The sequence below is a fragment of the Streptomyces sp. NPDC007901 genome (genome assembly GCF_042959465.1).
In the GTDB taxonomy this organism is placed as follows: domain Bacteria; phylum Actinomycetota; class Actinomycetes; order Streptomycetales; family Streptomycetaceae; genus Streptomyces.
In genome coordinates this window covers 162,184-182,972 of record NZ_JBIBKW010000013.1, presented here as the reverse complement: position 1 = coordinate 182,972, position 20,789 = coordinate 162,184, and the positions used below count along the sequence as shown (strand labels likewise).

The following is a 20,789-nucleotide window of genomic DNA, read 5'->3' as shown; positions in this document are numbered from 1 at the left end:
CCGCCTTCTGCCCGAATTGCCCCTAACGTGCAATCAAGGGCGACGGAGGCCGGCAACGGGAGGCACGGTGGCGGGTGCGGGCGGTCCGGCGGCCGGTCGGGGCCGGGCGCACCGGGCGCGTGACACGACGCCCGGCACCCGGAGCGCACGGGCGGTACGGATCCCGAAGCGGGCCCGCGCCCCGCGCGCCGCCGCCTCCGAGGTCGTCGTCCCCGCCCTGCGGATCGCCGCCGCCTACGCCTGGCGCCTGCTCGCCGTCGGCATCGTCGTCTACGGCGTCTTCATCGTCCTCGGCCGCTTCCAGCTGATCGCCGTCGCCCTGTTCCTGGCCCTGGTCATCACCTCGGTGCTACGTCCCCTGGCCGACCTGCTGGGCCGGTGGCTGCCGAGGCCGCTGTCCGTGGCGGTCAGCCTGGTCGGCAGCATCTGCCTGTTCTTCGGGCTGCTGGCCCTGGTGGGCAACGCGGTCGCCCAGGAGTCGGCCACCCTGGCCGACGAGTTCCGCGGCGGCATCCACCGCATCGAGATCTGGCTCCAGCGGCCGCCCTTCCGGCTCGGCCCGGGCGCCCTGTCGCACCTCCAGCAGCAGATCGTCGACTACATCCAGTCCCACCGCTCCAACCTGGCCAGCAGGGCGCTCAGCGGCTTCGGCACACTCGTCGAGCTGATCACCGGGGGCGCGCTCGCGCTCTTCGCCTCGGTCTTCTTCATCAACTCCGGCGAACGGCTGTGGGCCTGGACGAGCCGCGAACTGCTGCCCGCCGGCGCCCGGTCCGCGTGGGACCGGGCGGGCCACGCCGCCTGGCGGACCTTCGCCGGCTACACCCGTGGGATCATCATCGTGGCCGCCACCAACGCCGTCCTGGTCGGCATCGCCCTGGTGGTGCTGCGGGTGCCGCTCGCGCTGCCGCTGACCCTGCTGGAGTTCTTCGCCGCCTTCGTCCCGCTGGTGGGCTCGCCGGTCGCGCTGGGCGTGGCCACCGTGGTGGCGCTGGCCGGGCGCGGCCCGCTCACGGCCGCCGCCGTCCTGGTGCTCATCGTCGTCATCGGCCAGCTCGAGGGGCATGTGCTGCACCCCCTCGTGATGAGCTGGGCGGTACGCCTGCACCCCCTCGTCGTGGCCGTCTCCGTCATCGCGGGCAGCATCGTCGCGGGGGTGATCGGCGCCGTGGTGGCCGTGCCGTTCATCTCCGTCATCTGGGCGGTGGGGCGGGCCCTGCGCCCGGCGCCACCGCCCTGATCCGGGGCTCCAGCGCTCCGGGACTCCGGGGCTCCCGGGGGCTCAGCCGTCCTTGGCCGGGCGACGGCCGCGCCGCGGAGTACGGCGGGGCAGGGGCGACGACACCGCGGGCGGGCCGGTCTGCACGGGAGGAAGGCCGGACGGCGCGGCGGAGCCGGAGGACGAGGGCGCCGGGAAGCCGGAGGGCGAGGGCGCGGGGAAGTCGGTGGGTGTGATCCCGTCCCCCCAGGCCTCGTGCGCGCCGAACGGGTCGGCCGGTCCGTCCGCGAGCAGGGCCGCGAGGCCGGGCGTGCCGCGCGCCTTGAGCGTCGCGAGGGCCAGCGTGTCGGCGTCCGGCTCCATGTCGCCGCGCCAGGTGATCGTGCCGGGGAGCATCACCAGCGAGGTCGTCCCGGACTCCCCGGCGGCCGGCCGCAGCTGGACCCGGACGCCGTGCCGGTCGGCCAGTCGGCCCACCACGAACAGGCCCATGTGCTGGTAGACGTCGGCATCGGCGGTCGGCGGGTTCGCCAGCTTGTGGTTGATCAGGGCGAAGTCCTCGGGCGCCAGGCCGATGCCCTTGTCATGGATCTCGATCATGATCCGGGTGTCGGGCAGCCGGGTCGCCGTGACCCGGACCGCCGAGCGCGGCGAGGAGAACGCGGTCGCGTTCTCCAGGAGCTCGGCGAGCAGATGCACCAGGTCGGTGACGGCACGGCCGTGGATCTCGGTCTCCGGGATGCCCGCCATCTCGATCCGCTCGTACTGCTCCACCTCGGAGGCCGCCGCCCGCAGCACGTCGACGAGGGGCAGCGGGCGGTCCCACTGCTGGGTGGGCCGCTCACCGCCGAGCACCAGGAGGTTCTCGCCGTTGCGGCGCACGCGGGTGGCCAGGTGGTCCAGCCGGAACAGGTTCGACAGCTGCTCGGGGTCGGCCTCGCGCTTCTCCAGGTCGGTGATCAGGGCGAGCTGACGCTCGATCAGCGACTGGTTGCGGCGGGACAGGTTGGTGAAGATCGTGTTGATGTTGCCGCGCAGCAGGGCCTGTTCGGCCGCCAGCCGGACCGCCTCCCGGTGCACATGGTCGAAGGCGCGGGCCACCTCCCCGATCTCGTCGGTGGTGGTGATCGGGATCGGCGCGACCTTGGTGTCCACCTGGCCGGGCACCGCCTGGGACAGCTGGGTGATCACCGCCGGCAGCCGCTGCTCGGCGATCGCGATCGCCGAGGCGCTCAGCCGGCGCATGCCCCGGCTCATCGAGCGGGCCACCCAGGCCGCGAGCAGCACCGCGACCAGGACCGCGCCGAGGGCGAGCGAGCCGTTGACGATCGCGTCCCGGCGGGCGTCGTCGGCGACGCTCCGGGCGTCGGCGAGCGCCGTGTCGGTGAGGCGGACCTCGATACTCCGGTAGGCGTCGAAGACCAGCGCGTGCGCGGCGAAGAACGACTCGGGCGTGATGCCCTCGGCCGCCAGTTCCCCGGTCGACTTCCCACTGGCGATCTCGCTGATCATCTTGGCCCGGCTCGGCGGGGTCACGAACGTCGTGCCCGCCGCCTTGGCCTGCTCGGCGGCCTGGGTCGTCTGTTCCACGCCCTTCTTCTGGGCGGCGGTCAGCGCCGTGCGCAGCCGGGTCATGTCACCGGCGGTGCCGGCGCCCGCGTACTCCTGAAGTCCCACCTGCTCCAGGTAGGCGTAGGAGCTGAACGAGCCCAGCTGGTTCTGCAGTTCGCCCCCGGAGAGGGCGGCACGGTCCTCGACCAGCAGGTGTGTGCCGATGGAACGCACCAGCGACTCGGCGGCCTGGGTCAGGGACATGGCGTACAGGGTGCGCCCGAAGCTCGCCTGGTTGCTGCTGCCGAAGCCCAGCTCGTTGGAGATCTCCATCAGCGGGTGCTGGACCGCGTGGTAGCTCTCCTCCGTCTGCACCCCCGTCAGCTTGGACGAGAACGCGTCGGCCCGCACCGCGGGCAACTGCTTCTCGCCCGCCCGCACCAGCTCGATGCGCCGGGTCAGGCCCGCCGTTCTGGGCGCGCGCGCCACCGCCCGGTCGAACGCCGCCGCGTCCGCGTCGGTGACCTTGCGTGCCGCCAGCACGGCCGGTGCGTTCCGCTTGCCCTCCAGCAGCGGGATGACCGACACGTCCCGCTCGTTGATCGCGTCACTGGCGTAGGCGTTGGCCGCCTGGACCAACTCCGCGACATGCACGGCGTCGTTGGCGTCGCGCAGGGTGTCGATCGAGTTCTTCACCCGGACGCCGCCCAGAGCGAGGGCGACGAGCACGGGGATGAGCAGAATGGCCTGGAGGCGTCGTGCGACGCGCCAATTGCCGGTCAGGGGTCTGAGCTTGGACAAGATCGTCCCATTTCACAACAGGAATGGTGTGCAGGGCTGTACACAGCCCGATGTTCAGTGGCCAAGTTCTAACACCCAGCGATCGATTTCGACTGGTGTTTGAGTGAAGCGGTTTCTCTCAAGTGGTACAAAGCTCAACGAAAACCATCGGTGGTCAACGCACGGACCACCGGGCGGACGACCGATGCCCGGTGATCCGTCCGACGGGACGAACGGTCAGCGCTTACTCCGGCGGTGTCGGCGTGTCCGACGAGCGGTACATCGCCTGGACGTCCAGCTCCAGCTGCACCGTCGGACCCACCACCGCGATGCCCCGGGCCAGCATCGACCGCCAGTTGAGGGTGTAGTCCTCCCGGTGCAGCTCGGCCGTGGCGAGCGCGGCGCAGCGCAGTTCCTCGCCGTAACCGCCGTTGACCGTGCCCAGATAGGTGGTGTCGAGCGACACCGAGCGGCTGACTCCGTGCATCGTCAGGGTGCCCAGCAGCGTCCACTTGCTGCCGCCCCGGTAGGCGAAGCGCGTGCTGACGAAGTCGATGTACGGGTAGCGCTCGACGTCCAGGAAGTCGCCGGACCGCAGGTGGTTGTCGCGGGTCGTGTTCCCGGTGGTGATGCTCGACGCGTCGATGCGCACCCGGACGGTCGACTGGCTCATGTCCGGGGCGACGTCGATCGCACCGTCGAACCGCTCGAAACGGCCGTGCACATGGGCCATGCCGACATGCTTGGCGATGAACCGGATCGCGGTGTGCGGCGGATCGAAGACCCAGCCGCCGGTCGGCGGCAGCGGCAGCTGCCGGGCCGGCTGCAACCGGATCCCCGCGGGCGCCGGGCAGCTGTCGGCGATGATCTCGACCGTCTCCCGGTGCGGGTCCAGCCCCTCGGCGACGATCAGCATGCTGTAACGCCCGGGCGGCAGCGCCGCCATGAAGAAACCGAAGGGGTCGGTGGTGCCCCGCGCGGCCACCTGGTGGGTGTCCAGCGCGGTGACCGTGACCTCGGCGCCGCCGAGCGGCTGGTCGACCGGGTCCAGGACGGTCCGGGCGACACCGCCCGCGCCGGGTGGGAGGGGCAGGGTGAGACCTGCGGTGCGGGCCGGGGCGGCCTTGGACCACCGGCGCCTGAGCAGCCCGAGGGCCATGCTGTTCACCTTTCGTGGGTGTCGGGGCCCGCGGCGGCCGGGTCGCCGCCGGTAGGGCCCTGTGGGGATCGGTCAGTCACGGCCGAGGATCCGGCGCAGCGCCTGGCCCAGCAGTTCCTCCGCGTCCTCGGCGGCGCTCCGGTACCGGAAGGCTACGTACCCGTCCGGGCGTACCAGCAGCGCGCCCGAGTCGGACACCTCACTGAGCCGGGCCCAGTCTCCGTAGGGGTCCTCGTACTCCTGGCCGGGGCCGATGACGACCGTCGCGATGTCGAGGGCCCGGGCCTGCGCGGCGCGCAGCCAGCCTTCGCCGCCGATGCCGGTCAGCAGGGTGAACCGGCCCTTGCCGACGGTGTCCAGGGTGGACACGGTCCGCGTGCCCGAAGTGATCCAGGCGTGCGGGAGCTTGGCGCCCGGGCGGGAGCTGGGCTGGTGGTACAGCTCCGGGTCGCGGGCGAAGCCGGGGTCGGGGGTGCCGTCGGGAACCACGGCGGTCGAACTCTCGGCGGAGTAGCGCTGGTTGAGGTCGACGCCGTGCGCGTTGAACTCGTACACCTTGTGGGCGATCGCGTCCCGCAGCCGCGCCCGCTGTTTCTCGGCGGCCTCGGTGGCCTGCTTGCGGGCGGCGATGTTGGCCCAGAGCTGTTCGGGGGTCTGCGGGGTGAGACCGTCGAGCGCCTCGAAGATCGGGGCCGTCTCGCCGATCGACTTGTTGGCGCGGGTCACGATCTGCCGGCCGACGGGCGCGCGTTCGGCGGTGTACGTGTCGAGGAGCCGGGGGCCGGCGGTGCCGTCGAGGACCAGCTTCAGCTTCCAGGCCAGGTTGTAGGAGTCCTGGATGGAGGTGTTCGAGCCGAGCCCGTTGGACGGCGGGTGCCGGTGTACGGCGTCCCCGGCGCAGAAGACCCGGCCGTTCGAGTACGTCTCGGCGTACATCTCGTTCACCGTCCAGGCCGAGGACGACTTGACGGTCACCGGGATCTCGTCGTCGCCGAGCAGTTGGCGGACGACCGACTCCGCGTACTCGGTGGTCAGGTCGGGGGTGCCGGCCGTGACGTCGTACCCCCACACGATCAGCCACTCGGTCCACGGGCGGACACAGCGCACCAGGCCCGCGCCGATGCCGCCGACCGTCGCGCCCGGCGCCAGCACCCAGTAGAGGGTGGAGGGGCGGTGGGCGGTGTACTTGCTCAGGTCGGCGTCGAAGACGATGTTGATGCTGCCCGCGACGCCCATCTGACCGCCCATCGGCAGCCCGGCGTCCTCGGCCACCTGCGAGCGCCCGCCGTCCGCGCCGATGAGGTACTTGGCCCGGATCGTGTACTCGTCACCGCGTACCCGGTCCTCGACGGTGACGGTCACCCCGTCCGCGTCCTGCGTGAACGACTTGTAGACGGTGCTGTAGCGGAAGACGGTGCCGCGGGCGACGGCCGCGTCCACCAGGACCGGCTCCATGAGGTGCTGTGGAATGTCACACATCACCGTAGGACTGGCCAGCTCGTGCGCCGCCTGCACCAGCGGCTCGTTGCCCCACGACCGCACCCGCCCCAGCTCCTCGCCGGCCAGGCTGGTGCAGAAGGTGGTGTTCCCCATCAGGTGCTGCGGGGTGGCCTTCGCGAGGGCCTCCTGTTCGACGCCGAGGTCGCGCAGGACCTCCATGGTGCGCTGGTTGGTGATGTGGGCGCGCGGGGTGTCGGCGAGGCTCGCATAACGGGTGACGACCATGTTCCGTACGCCGTAGGTGCTCAGGGCCAGCGCGGCGGAGGCGCCGGCCGGGCCGCTGCCCACGATCAGGACGTCGGTCACGACATCGGTGTGCACGGGGAACGCTCCGGAGGGGAAAAGGGCGGAAACCGACCGTCCAAGATCATGAAACGTTCCGCGCTGCCATGGGTGTCTCAATCCGAGACACGCGGTGTACGGCGGAACCCGGCGGGGCACACCGGTCGTTGCTCCTTCAACTGTTCCCGGTACGGTGAGGGACGCCATGACCACCGCAGAGCATCCCCCCACGGCCGAGCGGCACCCCTCGGCCCCTCCCACCCTGGGCCAACTGCGCCGGGCCCGCGCCCGCTTCCTCGCCGGACACCCGCCGTCCGCGGACGTGCCCGACGAGGTCGCCGCCGCCTGGCGGCGCGCCCGGTTCCACGGCGTACGGCCCGACGGCGCGGAACCCGTCACCACCCGGCCCCCGCGGTTCGCCGACCCCGCCCTGCTCGACGCCGCCCGGCCGGTGCTGGAGCGGCTCCGCCCGCTGCTCGGCCCCGAGCGCGCCGCCCTCGTCCTCACCGACGCCCGGCTGCGGGTGCTGTGGGCCGCCGGGCACGCCCCGTACGACACGCTCTGCCCGGACCTCTCCGAACAGCACGTCGGCCCCAACAGCGCGGCCCTGGCCCTGCGCACCGGCCACCGCGCCGAGGTGCACGGACCCGAGCACTTCCTCGACGCCTGGCAGGAGGTCTCCGCGGTGAGCGTGCCGCTGCGGGCCCCCGGCGACGGCAGGCCGGCCGGCACGGTCACCGTGGCGTCGGCCCTGTGCGCCGGCTGCGCACCGCACCCGCAGGCGGCCCTGGCCGAGGCGGCGGCCGCCGCGGTGGAGGCGGAACTGCGCACGTACACCCGCCCGCCGGAGCGGGCCCTGCTGGACGCCTATCTCGCGGCGGGCGAGGGGCAGGACCGACCGGTGGTGGCCTTCGCCGGCCACAGCCGGCTGGTGAACGAGGCGGCGGGCCGGCTGCTGTCCGCCCGGGACATCGACGACCTGGAACGTGCCGTGCACGCGCAGCCGCGCCAGGGCGCGCCCGGCACCCGGCTCCCGTACGGCGCCGAGACCGAGCCCGTCCGGCACCGCGGCGAGACCGTCGGCGCCGTCGCCGTACTGCGACCGGCCCACGACCGCGAACCGGCCGCCCCCGCCGGACGGCCGCCGACGACCCTGGCCGGGCAGTCGGTGCCCTGGCGGCACGCCACCGAACGCGCGGCCGAACTGGCCACCACCCGCGCCCCCTTGCTGCTCGTCGGCGAGCGGGGCACCGGAAAGACCTCCCTGGCCCGCGAGTTGCTCGACGAACCCGACCCGCTCGTCCTCGACGCGGCCGAGGGGGAGGTGCACGAGGCCCTGCCCGCCGACCCGCGCGGCAGTCTGGTGCTGCGCCATGCCGAGCGCCTGGCCCAGCCGGACGTGGCGGCCCTCGTCACCCTGCTCGACGACCGTCCGGACATCCCCCTGCTGGTCACCTACACGCCGGGAGCGCCACCCGGCCCCTGCCTCCAGCGGCTCCTCGACACCCTCGGCGCCCGCTCGGTCACCCTGCCCGCGCTGCGTGAACGTCCCGAGGACATCCGGGAGTTGCTCACCGCCGTGACCCCGGTACCGGAGCCAGGACTGCCCCCGCTCACCTGGTCGCTGGACGCCCGGCGCGCTCTGGAGCGGTACCCGTGGCCGGGCAACGTCACCGAACTCGCCCACGTCGTACGGTCCCTGGCGCAGCGCCGCCGGACGACGGGGCCGGTCCGCCGGGCCGAACTGCCCGACCCCGTACGCGAAGGACCCGCCGGGCGCGCGCTGAGCCCCATGGAACACGCGGAACGCACCGCCATCCTGGAAGCCCTGCGCCGGCACGGAGGCAACAAGGCCCGCACGGCGGCCGCCCTGGGCATCGGCCGCGCGACGCTGTACCGCAAGCTGCGCGCCTACGGCTCCCACGGCTAGCCGCCCAGGCCGCGCCGCCTCCTGGCGCGGGGCGGCTCGGCTCGCCGCCCGCCCGCGCCGGGGCCACCATGGAGGGACGGAACCGGTCCGGGCCACCTGCTGGGAGACACCCGTGACGCACACCACCGACGTCCTCATCGTGGGCGCCGGCCCGGTCGGGCTGAGCGCCGCCGCCGAACTGGGCCGGCACGGAGCGGACTGCCGCCTCGTCGACCGGCTCCCGGCCCGGCTGCCGTACGCCAAGGCGGTCGGCATCCAGCCGCGCACCCTCGAACTCTGAGACCGGATGGGCCTGGCCCGCACCGTCGTCGAGCAGGCCACACCGATCCGCGGGCAGCTGGTCTACGTCAACGGCGAGGAAGCCGGCCGGATCGAGCTGACGCTGCCGCCCGAGGTGCCGTACGGGTTCGCGGCGCTGCCGCAGTACGAGGTCGAACGGATCGTCGAGGAGTACGTGAACGGCCTCGGCACGGTCGTCGAACGCGGCACCGAACTGCTCTCCTTCGCCCAGGACGCGGACGGGGTCACCGCCCGGCTGCGCACGGCCGCGGGCACCGAGGAGGAGGTGCGCGTCCGCTATCTGCTCGGCTGCGACGGGGCGCACAGCACCGTCCGCAAGGGCCTCGGCCTCGCCTTCGCGGGCGGCGCCTTCGCCGAGGAGTACATGCTCGGTGACGTGGTGGCCGACTGGGACCTGCCCGAGGGGTACGGCATCCGGTCCGTGCACCGCGACGCCGGCGGCGCCACGGACGACCTGCTGGTCTGCATCCCGCTGCCCGGACCGGGCCGCTACCGCATGTCGATGACGGTCCCGCCGGAACTCTCCGCCCGGGGCACGGCCGACGCCGACGGCGTGGCCCACGGCCCGCTGGGCGGCAGGCTCCCCGAACTGCCCGACCTCCAGGCCGTCGTCGACCGTCTCGGCCCCCGCGCCGCCACGCTCTCCCAGCTGCGCTGGTCCTCCGTGTTCCGGATCAGCCACCGCATCGTCGACCGCTACGCCGAGGGACGCGTCTTCGTCGCCGGCGACGCCGCCCACATCCATCCGCCCACCGGCGCCCAGGGCATGAACACCGGCATCCAGGACGCCTGCACCCTGGCCTGGAAACTCGCCCTCGTCCTGCGCGGCGAGGCCGGGCCCGCGCTCCTCGCCGGCTACGACGCCGAGCGCCGACCGGTCGGCGAGGAGGTCGTCGGCCGCACCGTCCGCCGCGCCGTGCACGGCATGGAGGCCGACCCCGACGACCCGGCGACGGTGCTGCTCCGCGAGGCCCAGCTCCTCGTCGGCTACCGGGACGGCCCCCTCGCCACCGCCCCGCACGGCCTGCCGACCGCCCCACAACCCGGCGATCGCGCCCCGGACTGCGCCGGCCTCACCACACCCCTGGCCGCCTACCCGCTGCGCCTGCTCGACGTGCTGCGCGACCGCCCGGGCCATGTCGTGCTCCTCTACGCGGCGGACCCCACCGACCTGATCAAGGCCGTGCTCGTCCCCGGCTGGGACGTCCTGGTCATCCGCGAGGAGGCGGGCACCCCGGTCCCCCTCGTCCCCGAATACCTCGACGCCGAAGGCGAGTTCGCACGCCTCTACCGCCCCGACGGACCCACCGGCTTCGTCGTCCGCCCCGACGGCCACCTCGCGGCCCGCTTCCCCCTCACGGACACCGAGACCGCCCTCGCCGACTACCGCGAGGCCCTCGGCTGACCATCGCTCTCCGCGCTCCATTCGACGGCCGGCGGTACGACCCGTGCGCACAGCGGCATGCCCCAGGCGTCGGTGAGTCCGAGCCGCCCGACCAGCAGACCGTCCCGCACCGCCGCCCGGGCCACGGCGCCGGGGACGGCGTCGAGCATCAGCTTCGCCCGGCGGAACATCCGGAAGCCGCCCTCGGCGTCCCCGGCCCCCCAGGACAGATAGACGAACCTGCCCCCGGGACCGCCCTGGATGTAGGGCCCCGTCAGGTCGACGCTCGCGGCCACGACCGTCGCCGTGCAGGGCAGCGTCCAGGTCGCGGCGACGGCGTCACCGGGCTGCGGGTCGAGCAGTTCGGCGGGACGGTTCCGGCGCTGCACGGCCACATGGATGTCGCCGTAGCCGGACAGACCGCTGTCCGCGGGCGCCGGGCAGGAGCGTCCGGGCAGGTCGGTGGCGTCGATGCGGATGCGCATACGGCCATCATCACCGACCGGCCGGCGGAGCGTCCGTGACGTCCGCAGGCCGGCCCGGTGGGGTCAGCGCTTGGTGTAGATGAAGCCGACCTTGTCGAGCTCGTCGCCGGAGCGGCCGTGGAAGCCGGCGATCTGCCAGCCCGACGGCGCGGTGCGGGTCACGCAGTCCGAGGTCGTCGTACCGCCCGCGAGGGTGTTGCCCAGGTTGGTGGTGAACTTGGCGTAGAAGATCCGGGTGTGGCTGTCCTTCACGCCCTCGCACAGGTACGCCGTGGTCACGTACTCACTGCTGCCCAGCGTCAGTGAGGACGCGGTGCCGCCGGTGCCGCCGTGGGTGAGCGTCGTACCGTCGGCGAGGGTGATGCCGACCTGGTCGACCCGGGAGCCGCTGCGCAGCGAGATGCTGGTGGCACGCGCGCCGGCGGCCACCTTGTCGATGTCCTGGTAGTAGTCCCCGTGCGGCCCGCCGAACTGCTCGCTCAGCTGGAAGTTCGCGTTCTGCGTCCAGGAGAAGCCGACCGTGATCGGGTCGTGGTCGGAGAGCATCAGCCCGTCGGAGGTGAGGAACTTCGCGTGCTCGTTGTTGTACGAGGTCGCGTTGAGGGTGACGAGCTTGCTGCTGCGGTAGAGGACCTTGTCCACGACCTCGCAGGTGTTGGGCACGGTCGCCGCGGTGTCGTCGCAGACGAGCGCGTCGCTGCCCTTGGCCGGTGCGCTGCCGCCGCGGATCAGCTGCACCCAGGCGTCGGTGAGCCCGTTGTTCGAGGCGAACTCCGCGATGGTGTCGGCGGAACGGGTGTAGCGGGTGTTGGTGTCACCCATGACCACGACCGCGTTGCCGGCCGAGTGCGAGCGGATGAAGGAGGTCAGCTGGCTCAGGTTGTCGGCCCGGGACGCCTCGTCGCCGTCGTTCGTGCCCGCGTTGGTGTGCAGGTTGTAGAAGTCGACGTAGACGCCCTCGGCGAGCCGCTCGCGCATGAAGGTGAAGCCCTTCGGCGTGAGGCAGTCGCCCGAGTCGATCTGGCAGGAGTTCCAGCCGACGCGCTCGAAGTCGTCGCCGTCCCAGGCGTAGTTCGAGACGGTGTTGAGTCCGCTCCCGATGCCCGCGCCGCCGCTGGTCGCGGTGCGGTAGGGGTGGGTGTCGGTGGCGTAGAGGTACGCGTGGTAGTTGAAGTCCTCCTGGACGTTGACGATGTCGTACGGCGCGATCCGCGTGCCGATCTCGGTGGTGCTGGTGTCGCGCGGAGTGGGGGCGCTCGACAGGCCTTCGGGAAGCCCGGCGACGTTGTACGTGAGCACGCTGAACGTGCCCCCGGCCGCCGCGGCCGGAGTGGCCGCCGCCGTGAGCCCGCCGAGGGCGGCGACCGCGGCCGCCAGACAGGCAACGAGTCTGCGCATGGGGGTGTCTCCTACGGGGAGGGTGTGCGCTGAGGGTTGTGGGCATGCCAATGAGGCATGCCGAACCGTAGCGGCAAACGCTTTCTCCCGACCCCCCCTTGTTACTAACCAGTCGGGAAACTCCATGTGACACCCGGAAGATCGACTTCTTCTCCGGGCGGCCGATCGGGCGGTGACTGTTACTCACTTTCGGGTGACCCGCGCCCTGTTCGCCATGGGGCTCGTGGTGCGGCAGAGGCCCCGCAGGCCTTTGCCCACGGGGCCGATCGACCGTCAAGACGGGACAAATCCCCCCATTCACCTAATAAATGGACGTTACATGCGAGAGTCATAGGAAAGCGAAGGATCTGTAATAGGCGTCGTGTGCGTCCCGAGGGTCACCGGGCCGGGCTGCAGGGTGTGGATGCGCGGCCGACCGGCCGCCACCTCGCACCCTGCAACGGGAGACCTCGTGTCCGTTTCCGTTTCCGTGACCGCCCGCCGTCTCGGCTCCGCCACCGCCGTGGCCGCCGCCCTGGTGGGCGCGCTGGCGCTGCCGGCCGCGGCCGCCGCCCCGCACGCCGCGGCCGGGCCCCGCGACGCGGTCGTCATCAGCGCCGTACAGCACGACGTACAGGGCCGCGCCGCCTTCTCCAACCGCGCTCTGAACCGGGAGTGGGTGGACGTCACCAACACCTCCCGCCGGGACGTGAACCTGAGCGGCTGGACGCTGTCGGACGCCGACGGTCAGAGCTACACCTTCCACCACTACCGGCTGGAGGGCCGGTCCACGGTCCGCGTCCACACCGGGGAGGGCCGGGACACCATGATGGACCTGTACCAGGACCGCCGCCGCTCCGTGTGGAACCACGACTCCGACACGGTCACCCTGCGCACCGACCGCGGGCGTTACGTCGACTCCGCCTCCTGGGGTCTGCACCACCGGCGCGACATGGACGACCGGCACGCCTTCGCCCACGGCCGTGACATGGACGACCGGCACAACGTCGACCACCGTCGTGACGCCGACGACCACCGCGGGTTCGGCCGCGGCTGGGACGCGGACGACCGGCGCAACGACGACCACCGTCGTGACGCCGACGACCACCGCGGGTTCGGCCACGGCCGGGACGCGGACGACCGGCGCAACGACGACCACCGTCGTGACGCCGACGAGCACCGCGGCTTCGGGCAGCGCCACTGACGAGCGCAGCCGCCGTGGCCGGGCCCTGGTTCGGGGTCCGGCCACGGCCGTGTCACGCGGCGGTCAGCGGACCACCGGTCCCCTGACGGTGGAGGTGAAGACGGTCTCGCCGTCCTGGCGGCCGACGACCTCGACGGTCACCGTGTCGTCGCTCCCGGGCGTCACAGCGGTCACGTCGACCCAGCAGGGGCTGTCGAGTTCGACGTACCGGTTGAACGTCGTGGACGTGCTCGCCGGTATCAGCGCGCGGGGTGCCAGCCGGGCGCAGGCGGCCTGGCGGGCGGCCTCCAGCAGGACCATGCCCGGCAGATGGTCGCCGCCGTGGTCGAACAGGATCGGGTGGTCCAGGTCCGGGGTCAGCAGCCAGCGGCCCGGCGCGTCCGTCGGCGTCAGCACCACGTCGGCGGGGGAGGTGCGGCCCACCACGACCGGCCGCATCGGGTCGGCGGCGACGGCCGGTCCCCCCGAAACCGGCTGCCGCTCGGGCCGGTTGGCCCGCAGCCGGGCGTAGACGGCGGGCGTGACGACGGAGTACAGCCCGTCGCCGTGGGCCACCGGCCGGCCGTCCCGGCGCAGTGCGAAGCCGATGCCCATCCGGCGGGCGGACGCCCTGCCGCGCGGCGCGGAGTCCGGGCAGGTCACGTCGAGGTCGAAGTCGGTCGGGCGGGAGGCGATCCGCAACTGGTCCAGATCGGTGTGGCAGCTGAGCGACCACAGCACGAAGTGGTGGCCGAGCGGAACTTCGTGTTCTGCGTGGGTCACGAACATGCCTGCCTGCCGAAACGTCTCTGCCGCCTGCAGCGGATCGTGACTCGAACCGTCGGCGCTGTTGAAGAACGTGTGGGCGCGAGGCCACTGTCCGGTGAGGGAGAACCGTTGCCCGTCGTCCTGGGCGGTGCAGCCACTGAGGAACACCTCGGCGAGGGACGCCCGGTGGACGTACTCCTTGGGAACCGTGGTGGTCAGCCGAGGCAGCGCGGGCAGACCGACTCCGATCTCGCTGGCGGACAGGCTCATCGATGACCCCCGTCGGAACGCTCTTCGTTGGCTTGAAGCTCTGTTCGACGCCTATAAGATACGTACCTACCGGTTTTCTTGGGTCGGCCACAAGGTAAAGGGTTCACCAAGTGTGGTGCGACTCGATGCATGCATGACTCCGCTCAGTAGTGGTTTGGCCAAGTATTTTCGCGCTCAATCATGTGGAAGGCACGGCGAAAAACGGACTAACTGGCAGATGTCGACGGCTGGTTATCGGCGGGTGGCGAGCCAGGTTCGATTCCGCAAAACCTGTCCGGCGGTCTCTTTCGGCCAGGGTCCTGGGGAGTTGACGCCCCATCGCGGTACCCGTGGTCCTCCGGGACCCGATGCCCACTGCATGATTGTCGAACGGCCTGCGGGAGGGAGACCCCGATGGAAGCGCTGCGCACCCTGCGCCTCGCCGCCGTCAACATCGACGGCGTCCTGCTCAACGACAGCTTCAGCCCCGTCCTGCACCGCCTCGTCCTCAAGTACGGCGGTACCTACAGCCGGGAGCTGGAGCAGCGGCTCTTCTCGCAGTCCCGGCTCGCGGCCGCCCGGGTGCTGCTGGAGGAGACCGGCGCCGGCGTGAGCGAGCGGGAGGCCATCGCCGACTACTTCGCCGAACGCGAGCGGTACCTGCGCACACACCCCGTCCACACCCTCGACGGCGCTGAGGAACTCCTGCACCGGCTGCGCGCCCTGGGCCTCGACGTCGTCTGCTACGGCGGCCTAGACGAGGACCACTTCCGCCGCCATCTCGGCGCCTGGGAGCACCTGTTCACCGCGCCGCCCTACATCTGCACCGACGCCGTCCGCCCCGGCATCCGGGAGATCGTCCAGGATCACTTCGGGCTCGATCACCACCAGGTCCTCTTCATCGACGACGTGGCCCGGTTCGCCGGCCACGCCAAGGAGCTGGACGTGCCGTTCGTCGGGCATCCCAGCACCTTCGAACACGGTTTCCAGCCCGAGCTGATGCGCGAACTCGGCGTCCGTCACCTGGTCGGCGGCCTCGCCGAGATCGACGAAGAGCTCCTGCGCACCCTCGACCGCGAGGCCGGACTCGGCACCGTCTGGCAGGACGCCGGCTCGCTCACCGGTCTCTCCGAGGTGACCCGGTGACCGCCGCGGAAGGAGCCGTCCTGGCGGGCAGGGTCGCCCTCATCACCGGCGCCAGCAGCGGCATCGGCGCGGCCGCGGCCCGGGTGTTCGCCCGGCAGGGAGCCACCGTCGTCCTCACCGCCCGCCGCGACGACAAGCTCCGCGAACTCGCCGGCGAACTGCGCGCCCGGGGAGCCGAGGCGAGCCACCGCACCCTGGACGTGCGCGACGGGGAGGAGGTGCGGCGCACGGTGGAGTTCGTCGTCGAGCGGTACGGCCGTCTCGACGCCGCCTTCAACAACGCGGGCGTCGCCCTGCCGAAGACCCCCATGCACCTCATCGGCGACGCCGACTACGAGCGCGTCACCGAGACCAACGTGCGGGGCGTGTGGAACTGCCTGCGCCACGAGATCACGGCCATGCTGGAGAGCGGCGGCGGGTCGATCGTCAACACCAGCAGCGTGGGCGGCCTGGTCGCCTCCTCGACGGCCGCGCCGTACATCGCCTCCAAGCACGCGGTGATCGGACTGACCAAGGCGGCGGCCGTCGAGTACGCCCCGCACCACATCCGCGTGAACGCCATCGCCCCGGGCCTGACCCGCTCCGAGATGATCGACGACTGGTTCGCCAAGTCGCCGGAGAACGAGGCGCGGGCCTACCGTTCCGCCCCGCAGGCCCGCGCCGCCGACCCGGAGGAGGTCGCGGAGGCCGCCGCCTGGCTGTGCAGCGACAAGGCGAGCTTCGTCACGGGTGCCACACTTACCGTGGACGGTGGACGCACCGCCTGGTGAACTGCCCGACGAGCCCGCGTCGACGCCGCCGTGCCGGCGCGGGAGCGACCGGGAATCGGCCCTGCGCGGCCGAAATATCGACCCCCGATTGGGGTAAGGTACGTCACGTCCGGTTTTGTTTTGACCAGGAGGGGGTCCGCATGGCGCGTCAGGAGCGTGCGATTCGGACCCGTCGCGCTGTTGTCGAGGCCGCCGCGGCGGTCTTCGCCGAGCGCGGGTACACGGCGGCGACCATCTCCGAGATCCTCGAGCGGGCCGGAGTCACCAAGGGCGCCCTGTACTTCCACTTCGACTCCAAGGAAGCCCTCGCCCGGGGTGTGATCAACGCCCAGATCAGCGACGACTACTGGGTTCGGCGCGAGCTGAAGCTCCAGGAGTGGGTGGACATCGGCATGACGCTGGCCTACCGCATCCCCAAGGAGGTCATCCTGCTCGCCGGGATACGGCTGTCCGCCGACCTCCAGGGGCGTTCGCTGTTCGGCAGCGCCTGGCCCGCCTGGACCGAACTGGTGACGAGCAAGCTGGTGGAGGCGAAGGAACGCGGCGAGGTGCTGCCGCATGTCGATCCCCGTGAGACCGCGGAGTGCTTCCTCGGGGCCTGGATCGGGACCCAGTTCATGTCCGAGGTGGTCTCCGACTGGACGGACCTGAACGACCGCATCTCCGTCCTCTACAACCACGTACTGCCGGCCATCGCGACCCCGGCGGCCCTGATCCGGCTGGACACCGCACCCGACCGCGGTGCCCGGGTCGTCGAGGAAGTCGAGCGCCGGCGGCAAGAAGAACCGGTGACCGCCGAGGCCTGACCCGCCTCGGACCAAACCATCCGCCTGGTTTTGTTCGGGGGCGGTACGACCCGCCGTGCGGTGGATCGCTCGGTGTCGCCCGAAATGTCCGTGAAACCTACCAATCGTGCTGTTTGCTAGGGTTCTCAGATCGCAATTGTTGCAGGCCCAGGGGGAACCGGACCGTCCAATTCCGGCTTCCTCCGGATCAACAGGGGGACGCGATGGTCAAGCAACTCCGGGCGGCCCGAACCCGCCAGGCACTCGTCCTGGCCGCCGCCGAGAACTTCGCCGACAACGGCTACGCGCTGACCTCGCTGCCCGCGATCATCCGGCGGGCGGGAGTGAGCGCCGGCGCGCTGCACTTCCACTTTCCCAGCAAGGACGCGCTCGCCTGCGAGGTGGAGGGGGCGGCCCGGCGGTCCGTCGAACAACTGGTCGCGGGGCGGCGGAGGTCGGCCACCTCCGCACTGCGACTGCTGATCACGGTCACCCGGGACCTGTTGGCGTTGGGCGCCACCGATGCCGTCGTCCGCGCCGGCTTCAAGCTGAGCGTCGACCCCTCGCGCAAGAACGGCACGGACTTCGGGTCCTGGTGGCGTGCCTGGGTGTGCGAGCAACTGCTGCGGGCGCAGCGCGAGGGGGAACTGGCCGACGGAGTGTCGCCGGACCGGGTCGCCGCGGTGATCGTCGCCACGACGGTCGGGTTCGAGGTGCTCGGCGCGGCGGATCATGACCGGATCCCACCCCAGCACGTCGAACAGTTCTGGTCACTGGTGCTGCCCCAACTGGCGGCGCCCGGCGACGAGTTCGTGGGCGCCGCCCGATCGGATTCCTGACCCGGAGTCATCGGCACGCGCGGGCACGGGAGTTCGGCCGGGCAAACCGTCCGCGCCGTATGTGCCTCCGGGGCAGGAATCGTCCCGGAGCCGTCAGGCGGCCCCGATGTGCCCGGCGATCCGGCCGGCCGCGAACTCCGTACCCGCCACGAACCGCATCATCGGCCCGAACATCGGCGCCGCGAGCGAGCCGGTGAAGTACAGACCGGGCACCGACGACTCGAAGGTCCCGCGCAGCGCGGGCGCCTTCGAACCCGGCACGCACGCCACGGCCCGCCGCACCGACGCGGACAGGAACGGCACGGCGTCCAGGTCCAGCCGGTAACCGGTGGCCGCCAGCACATGGTCCACGGTGAGGGACTCGCGCTCCCCGCCGGGACCGGCGACGTCCAGCCGCACCGCGGGCCCGGACACCTGGGCACCGGTGACCCGGCGCGAGGTGCGCACCCGTACGACCCCCTCGACCCGGTCCCGCAGCCACCAGCCGCCCGAGGGGCCGAGCGCCCGCCGGAACAGCAGCAGCCGGGCGGCCGGCGGACACCAGCGCACACTCCCCGGTGCCGCGCAGACCGCCGCCAGGATCCAGCCGGTGCCCAGCGGCGAGGCCGGCTTGGCCAGCCGCTGGGTCCAGGGCCGGGCCAGGTCCGGGGTCATGCCCCACAGCACCTTGCGCTCACGCACCAGGACCTGCGCCTCGGCGCCCGCCTCGTGCAGCAGCGCGGCACTCTCCAGTGCCGACTGGCCACCGCCGACGACGGCCACCCGCCGCCCCGCGTACATCGACAGATCGGTGTGCTGGCTGGTGTGCGACACCCATGCCCGGGGACCCGGCCCTTCGGGCACCAACTGCCGCAACTCCTCCGGGACATGGGCGAGTCCGTTCAGGCCGGTCGCCACCACGACGGCCGAGGCCGCCATCTCCTGCCCGTCGTCCAGCCGGACCAGGAAGCCGGGTCCGGACGCGGGCTGCTCGACCGCCGTCACCCGGGCCGGCTCGACTTCACCGACGTACCGCTTCTGGAACCACTGCCCGTACCGTACGAAGACGTCGCACGGGATCGGGGTCAGCTCGGTCAGCTCCGGCTCGCCGTGCTCGCGCCGGAAGTCCGCCAGCCGGCCACCGGGCTCCGGTGCCGACAGATCGGTCGCGGCCGGCGTCGATTTCAGGAACATCCCGGTGGCCATGGCGTGCCGCCAACTGCCCATCACCTCACCGAAGACACGGACCGGAGTCCCCGCCGCCCGTAAGTGGGCGGCCACCGACAGTCCGTACGGCCCGGCACCGACCACGACGACCGGTGGCCGGCCGTGCCCGGCGAACGCCTGCTCCTGGGCAGGGCGCTGCCCCGGAAGCGACTGCGTCATGCATCCCTCCGCTGGTCTGCTCGCCGCCTTCCCCTGGGCGACGCGACACTGCGGGATGGCACGCCCGGCGTGAATCGGCCGTGCCCGTCCCCCCTCCGCCGGTGAGTCTCTCCCACGGGCAGGCACCGGGAAACGATATCGACGCACGTTGGCCAAAACTTGGTCGAACCATACGACAAGCGACGGCGACCGTGTCATTGACGTGCGCGGGATGCGTCCCGGCGATCACCGACCCGACAGGATCGGTCGGCGCGGGCACCGGCAGCGCCACCGGCCGGGACCCCGCCGAGGCGCACCCCTTCGAGGCGGGGCGGCCAGTGCGCCCGCTGCCGTACGGGCTGGTCACGCAGTCGCCCGGCCCGGCCGCCCCTGTACGATCGGTGCGTGAACACCTACTGGCACGTCGTTCTGCCGCCGCTCTGCGCCTGATCGGGCGCACCCGCTGACGGCTTGAATCCACGCTCCGGCCCGGGCTTCCCGGCGGCTGGACGACTGTGACGTGCGCCCGTTTCGAAACCAGTCCGCAGACGGTATTCGACGACGGAAGTTCACGACTGTGCCGAACGACACCTCATCCCAGCCTTCCCCTGCCCTGACCGGCCGGGCTCCCACGCGCCCGCGTCCCCACCTCGCCGCCCTGCTCACCGGTCCGCTGCCGATCCTCACGGCCGCCGTGCTGTGGGGCACCACGGGGACCGCCAGTTCCCTCGCCCCCGCCGGAGCACCTGCCGCCGCCGTCGGCGCCGCCGGCCTGGTCCTCGGCGGCCTGCTGCTGTTCCTGACCGCGCCCGGCGGCCGCTCCCTTCCCCGGACCTGCACCGGAGGCGAACGCGGGCTGCTCGCCCTGGGCGCCCTCGCGGTGGCCGGATACCCGCTCTCCTTCTATCCCGCCGTGGCACGCACCGGCGTGGCCGTGGCCACCGTGGTGGCACTCGGCGGGGCTCCCGTCCTCGCCGGTCTGCTCGCCTGGCTCACCCGGCAGTCCCGGCCGACCGTCCGCTGGGCGGCCGCGACCGCCACGGCCGTCCTCGGCTGCGTGGCGCTCGTCCTCGGCCCCGGGCTCACCGGCGCGGGCACTCCCGTCGACCTCCTCGGTGTCCTGCTGGCGGGGGCGGCGGGTCTGTCGTACGCCGTCTACGCGCTGGTCGGCGGACTGCTCATCGCCCGCGGACATGCCTCCGGCGCGGTGATGGGCGTGATGTTCGGGGGCGCGGCGGTGCTCGTGCTGCCGGTGGTGCTGTGCAGCGCCGGGCCGTGGCTGCCGACGGCGCGCGGCGCGCTGGTCGTCCTCTTTCTCGGGGTGGTCACCACCTTCCTCTGCTACCGGCTCTTCGGCTACGGCCTGCGGCACACCACCGCCCAGACCGCGACGACCCTGACCCTGGTCGAGCCGGCCGTGGCCGCCGTCCTGGGGGTCGCGGTCCTGGGCGAGCGCCTGCCGGCCGTGTCCTGGTGCGGACTCGCGGTGCTGGCGGTGGGAGTTGTCCTGCTCACCCGGGAGGGCAAGAGCTGAGCCCCAGTCAAGTAACCGACCATAGGGTCTGTTTCCTAAAGGCCACCGGAAGCGGGTGACTTGGCGGCCGAGTGGCCGGGCCGCGCGGTCACGGCGGTGTGTGCTCGCCCCTGTGAGTCCCGAAATGGCCGTTCCGCGCGGCCATTTCGGGAAGCTCGGGGGTGGGGTGGAGTCCTCCGGCCGTTCTCCGGCGGTTCATTAGAG

Annotated in this window: 15 protein-coding genes and 1 pseudogene; 9 read left to right on the top strand and 7 right to left on the bottom strand. The window is 72.3% G+C overall.

The window, feature by feature from the left end; translation table 11 throughout:
- The first annotated feature begins 67 nt into the window (after positions 1-67).
- On the top strand, positions 68-1,240 hold the full coding sequence (locus ACFZDK_RS35625; protein ID WP_390978430.1) for an AI-2E family transporter: 1,173 nt from the start codon (positions 68-70) through the stop codon (positions 1,238-1,240).
- 42 nt (positions 1,241-1,282) lie between these two features.
- On the opposite strand, the gene ACFZDK_RS35620 is transcribed toward ACFZDK_RS35625, so the two are convergent.
- From ACFZDK_RS35620 to ACFZDK_RS35610, 3 genes are all read right to left on the bottom strand, one after another.
- Positions 1,283-3,571 carry a nitrate- and nitrite sensing domain-containing protein gene (locus ACFZDK_RS35620; RefSeq protein ID WP_390978428.1) on the bottom strand — a complete coding sequence of 763 codons (2,289 nt, stop codon included), beginning with the start codon at positions 3,569-3,571 and terminating at the stop codon, positions 1,283-1,285.
- A gap of 223 nt (positions 3,572-3,794) precedes the next feature.
- Positions 3,795-4,709 (bottom strand): YceI family protein, encoded by a 915-nt coding sequence (locus tag ACFZDK_RS35615; RefSeq protein ID WP_390978426.1) that lies wholly within the window; start codon positions 4,707-4,709, stop codon positions 3,795-3,797.
- 72 nt (positions 4,710-4,781) lie between these two features.
- A complete protein-coding gene (locus ACFZDK_RS35610; protein ID WP_390978424.1) occupies positions 4,782-6,530 on the bottom strand; it encodes an FAD-dependent monooxygenase in 1,749 nt (582 codons plus the stop codon).
- A 166-nt stretch (positions 6,531-6,696) separates the two neighbouring features.
- On the opposite strand from ACFZDK_RS35610, the gene ACFZDK_RS35605 reads away from it, so the two are divergent.
- Both ACFZDK_RS35605 and ACFZDK_RS35600 read left to right on the top strand, forming a co-directional pair.
- On the top strand, positions 6,697-8,421 hold the full coding sequence (locus tag ACFZDK_RS35605) for a helix-turn-helix domain-containing protein (protein WP_390978422.1): 1,725 nt from the start codon (positions 6,697-6,699) through the stop codon (positions 8,419-8,421).
- Between the two features lie 112 nt (positions 8,422-8,533).
- A pseudogene (locus tag ACFZDK_RS35600) lies at positions 8,534-10,126 on the top strand (FAD-dependent monooxygenase).
- On the opposite strand, the gene ACFZDK_RS35595 reads toward ACFZDK_RS35600, so the two are convergent.
- A complete protein-coding gene (locus ACFZDK_RS35595) occupies positions 10,105-10,590 on the bottom strand; it encodes a DUF5990 family protein (RefSeq protein WP_390978420.1) in 486 nt (161 codons plus the stop codon). The pseudogene ACFZDK_RS35600 and the gene ACFZDK_RS35595 overlap by 22 nt on opposite strands.
- A 63-nt stretch (positions 10,591-10,653) precedes the next feature.
- Entirely contained in the window at positions 10,654-11,988 is a 1,335-nt protein-coding gene (locus ACFZDK_RS35590) for a jacalin-like lectin (RefSeq protein ID WP_390978418.1), read from the bottom strand.
- A 451-nt stretch (positions 11,989-12,439) separates the two neighbouring features.
- Here ACFZDK_RS35590 and ACFZDK_RS35585 point away from each other — a divergent pair, with 451 nt between their 5' ends.
- The gene (locus tag ACFZDK_RS35585; protein WP_390978416.1) at positions 12,440-13,171 is read left to right on the top strand and encodes a lamin tail domain-containing protein; all 732 of its coding nucleotides are present in this window, start codon (positions 12,440-12,442) and stop codon (positions 13,169-13,171) included.
- 63 nt (positions 13,172-13,234) lie between these two features.
- On the opposite strand, the gene ACFZDK_RS35580 is transcribed toward ACFZDK_RS35585, so the two are convergent.
- Positions 13,235-14,188 (bottom strand): ScbA/BarX family gamma-butyrolactone biosynthesis protein, encoded by a 954-nt coding sequence (locus ACFZDK_RS35580; RefSeq protein WP_390978414.1) that lies wholly within the window; start codon positions 14,186-14,188, stop codon positions 13,235-13,237.
- Between the two features lie 393 nt (positions 14,189-14,581).
- Between ACFZDK_RS35580 and ACFZDK_RS35575 the strand changes: the two genes are divergently transcribed.
- From ACFZDK_RS35575 to ACFZDK_RS35560, 4 genes are all read left to right on the top strand, one after another.
- Positions 14,582-15,313: an HAD family phosphatase gene (locus ACFZDK_RS35575; protein WP_390978412.1), complete on the top strand. Its 732-nt coding sequence runs from the start codon at positions 14,582-14,584 to the stop codon at positions 15,311-15,313.
- Positions 15,310-16,083, top strand: coding sequence for a glucose 1-dehydrogenase (locus ACFZDK_RS35570; protein ID WP_390978410.1), 774 nt, complete (start codon positions 15,310-15,312; stop codon positions 16,081-16,083). The genes ACFZDK_RS35575 and ACFZDK_RS35570 overlap by 4 nt, the downstream gene beginning before the upstream one ends.
- A 140-nt stretch (positions 16,084-16,223) precedes the next feature.
- Positions 16,224-16,889, top strand: coding sequence for a ScbR family autoregulator-binding transcription factor (locus tag ACFZDK_RS35565; protein WP_390978407.1), 666 nt, complete (start codon positions 16,224-16,226; stop codon positions 16,887-16,889).
- A gap of 203 nt (positions 16,890-17,092) precedes the next feature.
- The gene (locus tag ACFZDK_RS35560; RefSeq protein ID WP_390978405.1) at positions 17,093-17,707 is read left to right on the top strand and encodes a ScbR family autoregulator-binding transcription factor; all 615 of its coding nucleotides are present in this window, start codon (positions 17,093-17,095) and stop codon (positions 17,705-17,707) included.
- A 93-nt stretch (positions 17,708-17,800) separates the two neighbouring features.
- Here ACFZDK_RS35560 and ACFZDK_RS35555 read toward each other — a convergent pair whose 3' ends face one another.
- Entirely contained in the window at positions 17,801-19,072 is a 1,272-nt protein-coding gene (locus tag ACFZDK_RS35555; protein WP_390978403.1) for an FAD-dependent oxidoreductase, read from the bottom strand.
- 556 nt (positions 19,073-19,628) lie between these two features.
- Here ACFZDK_RS35555 and ACFZDK_RS35550 point away from each other — a divergent pair.
- Complete coding sequence (locus tag ACFZDK_RS35550) at positions 19,629-20,585, top strand: EamA family transporter (RefSeq protein WP_390978401.1); 957 nt, start codon at positions 19,629-19,631, stop codon at positions 20,583-20,585.
- Positions 20,586-20,789 lie beyond the last annotated feature (204 nt).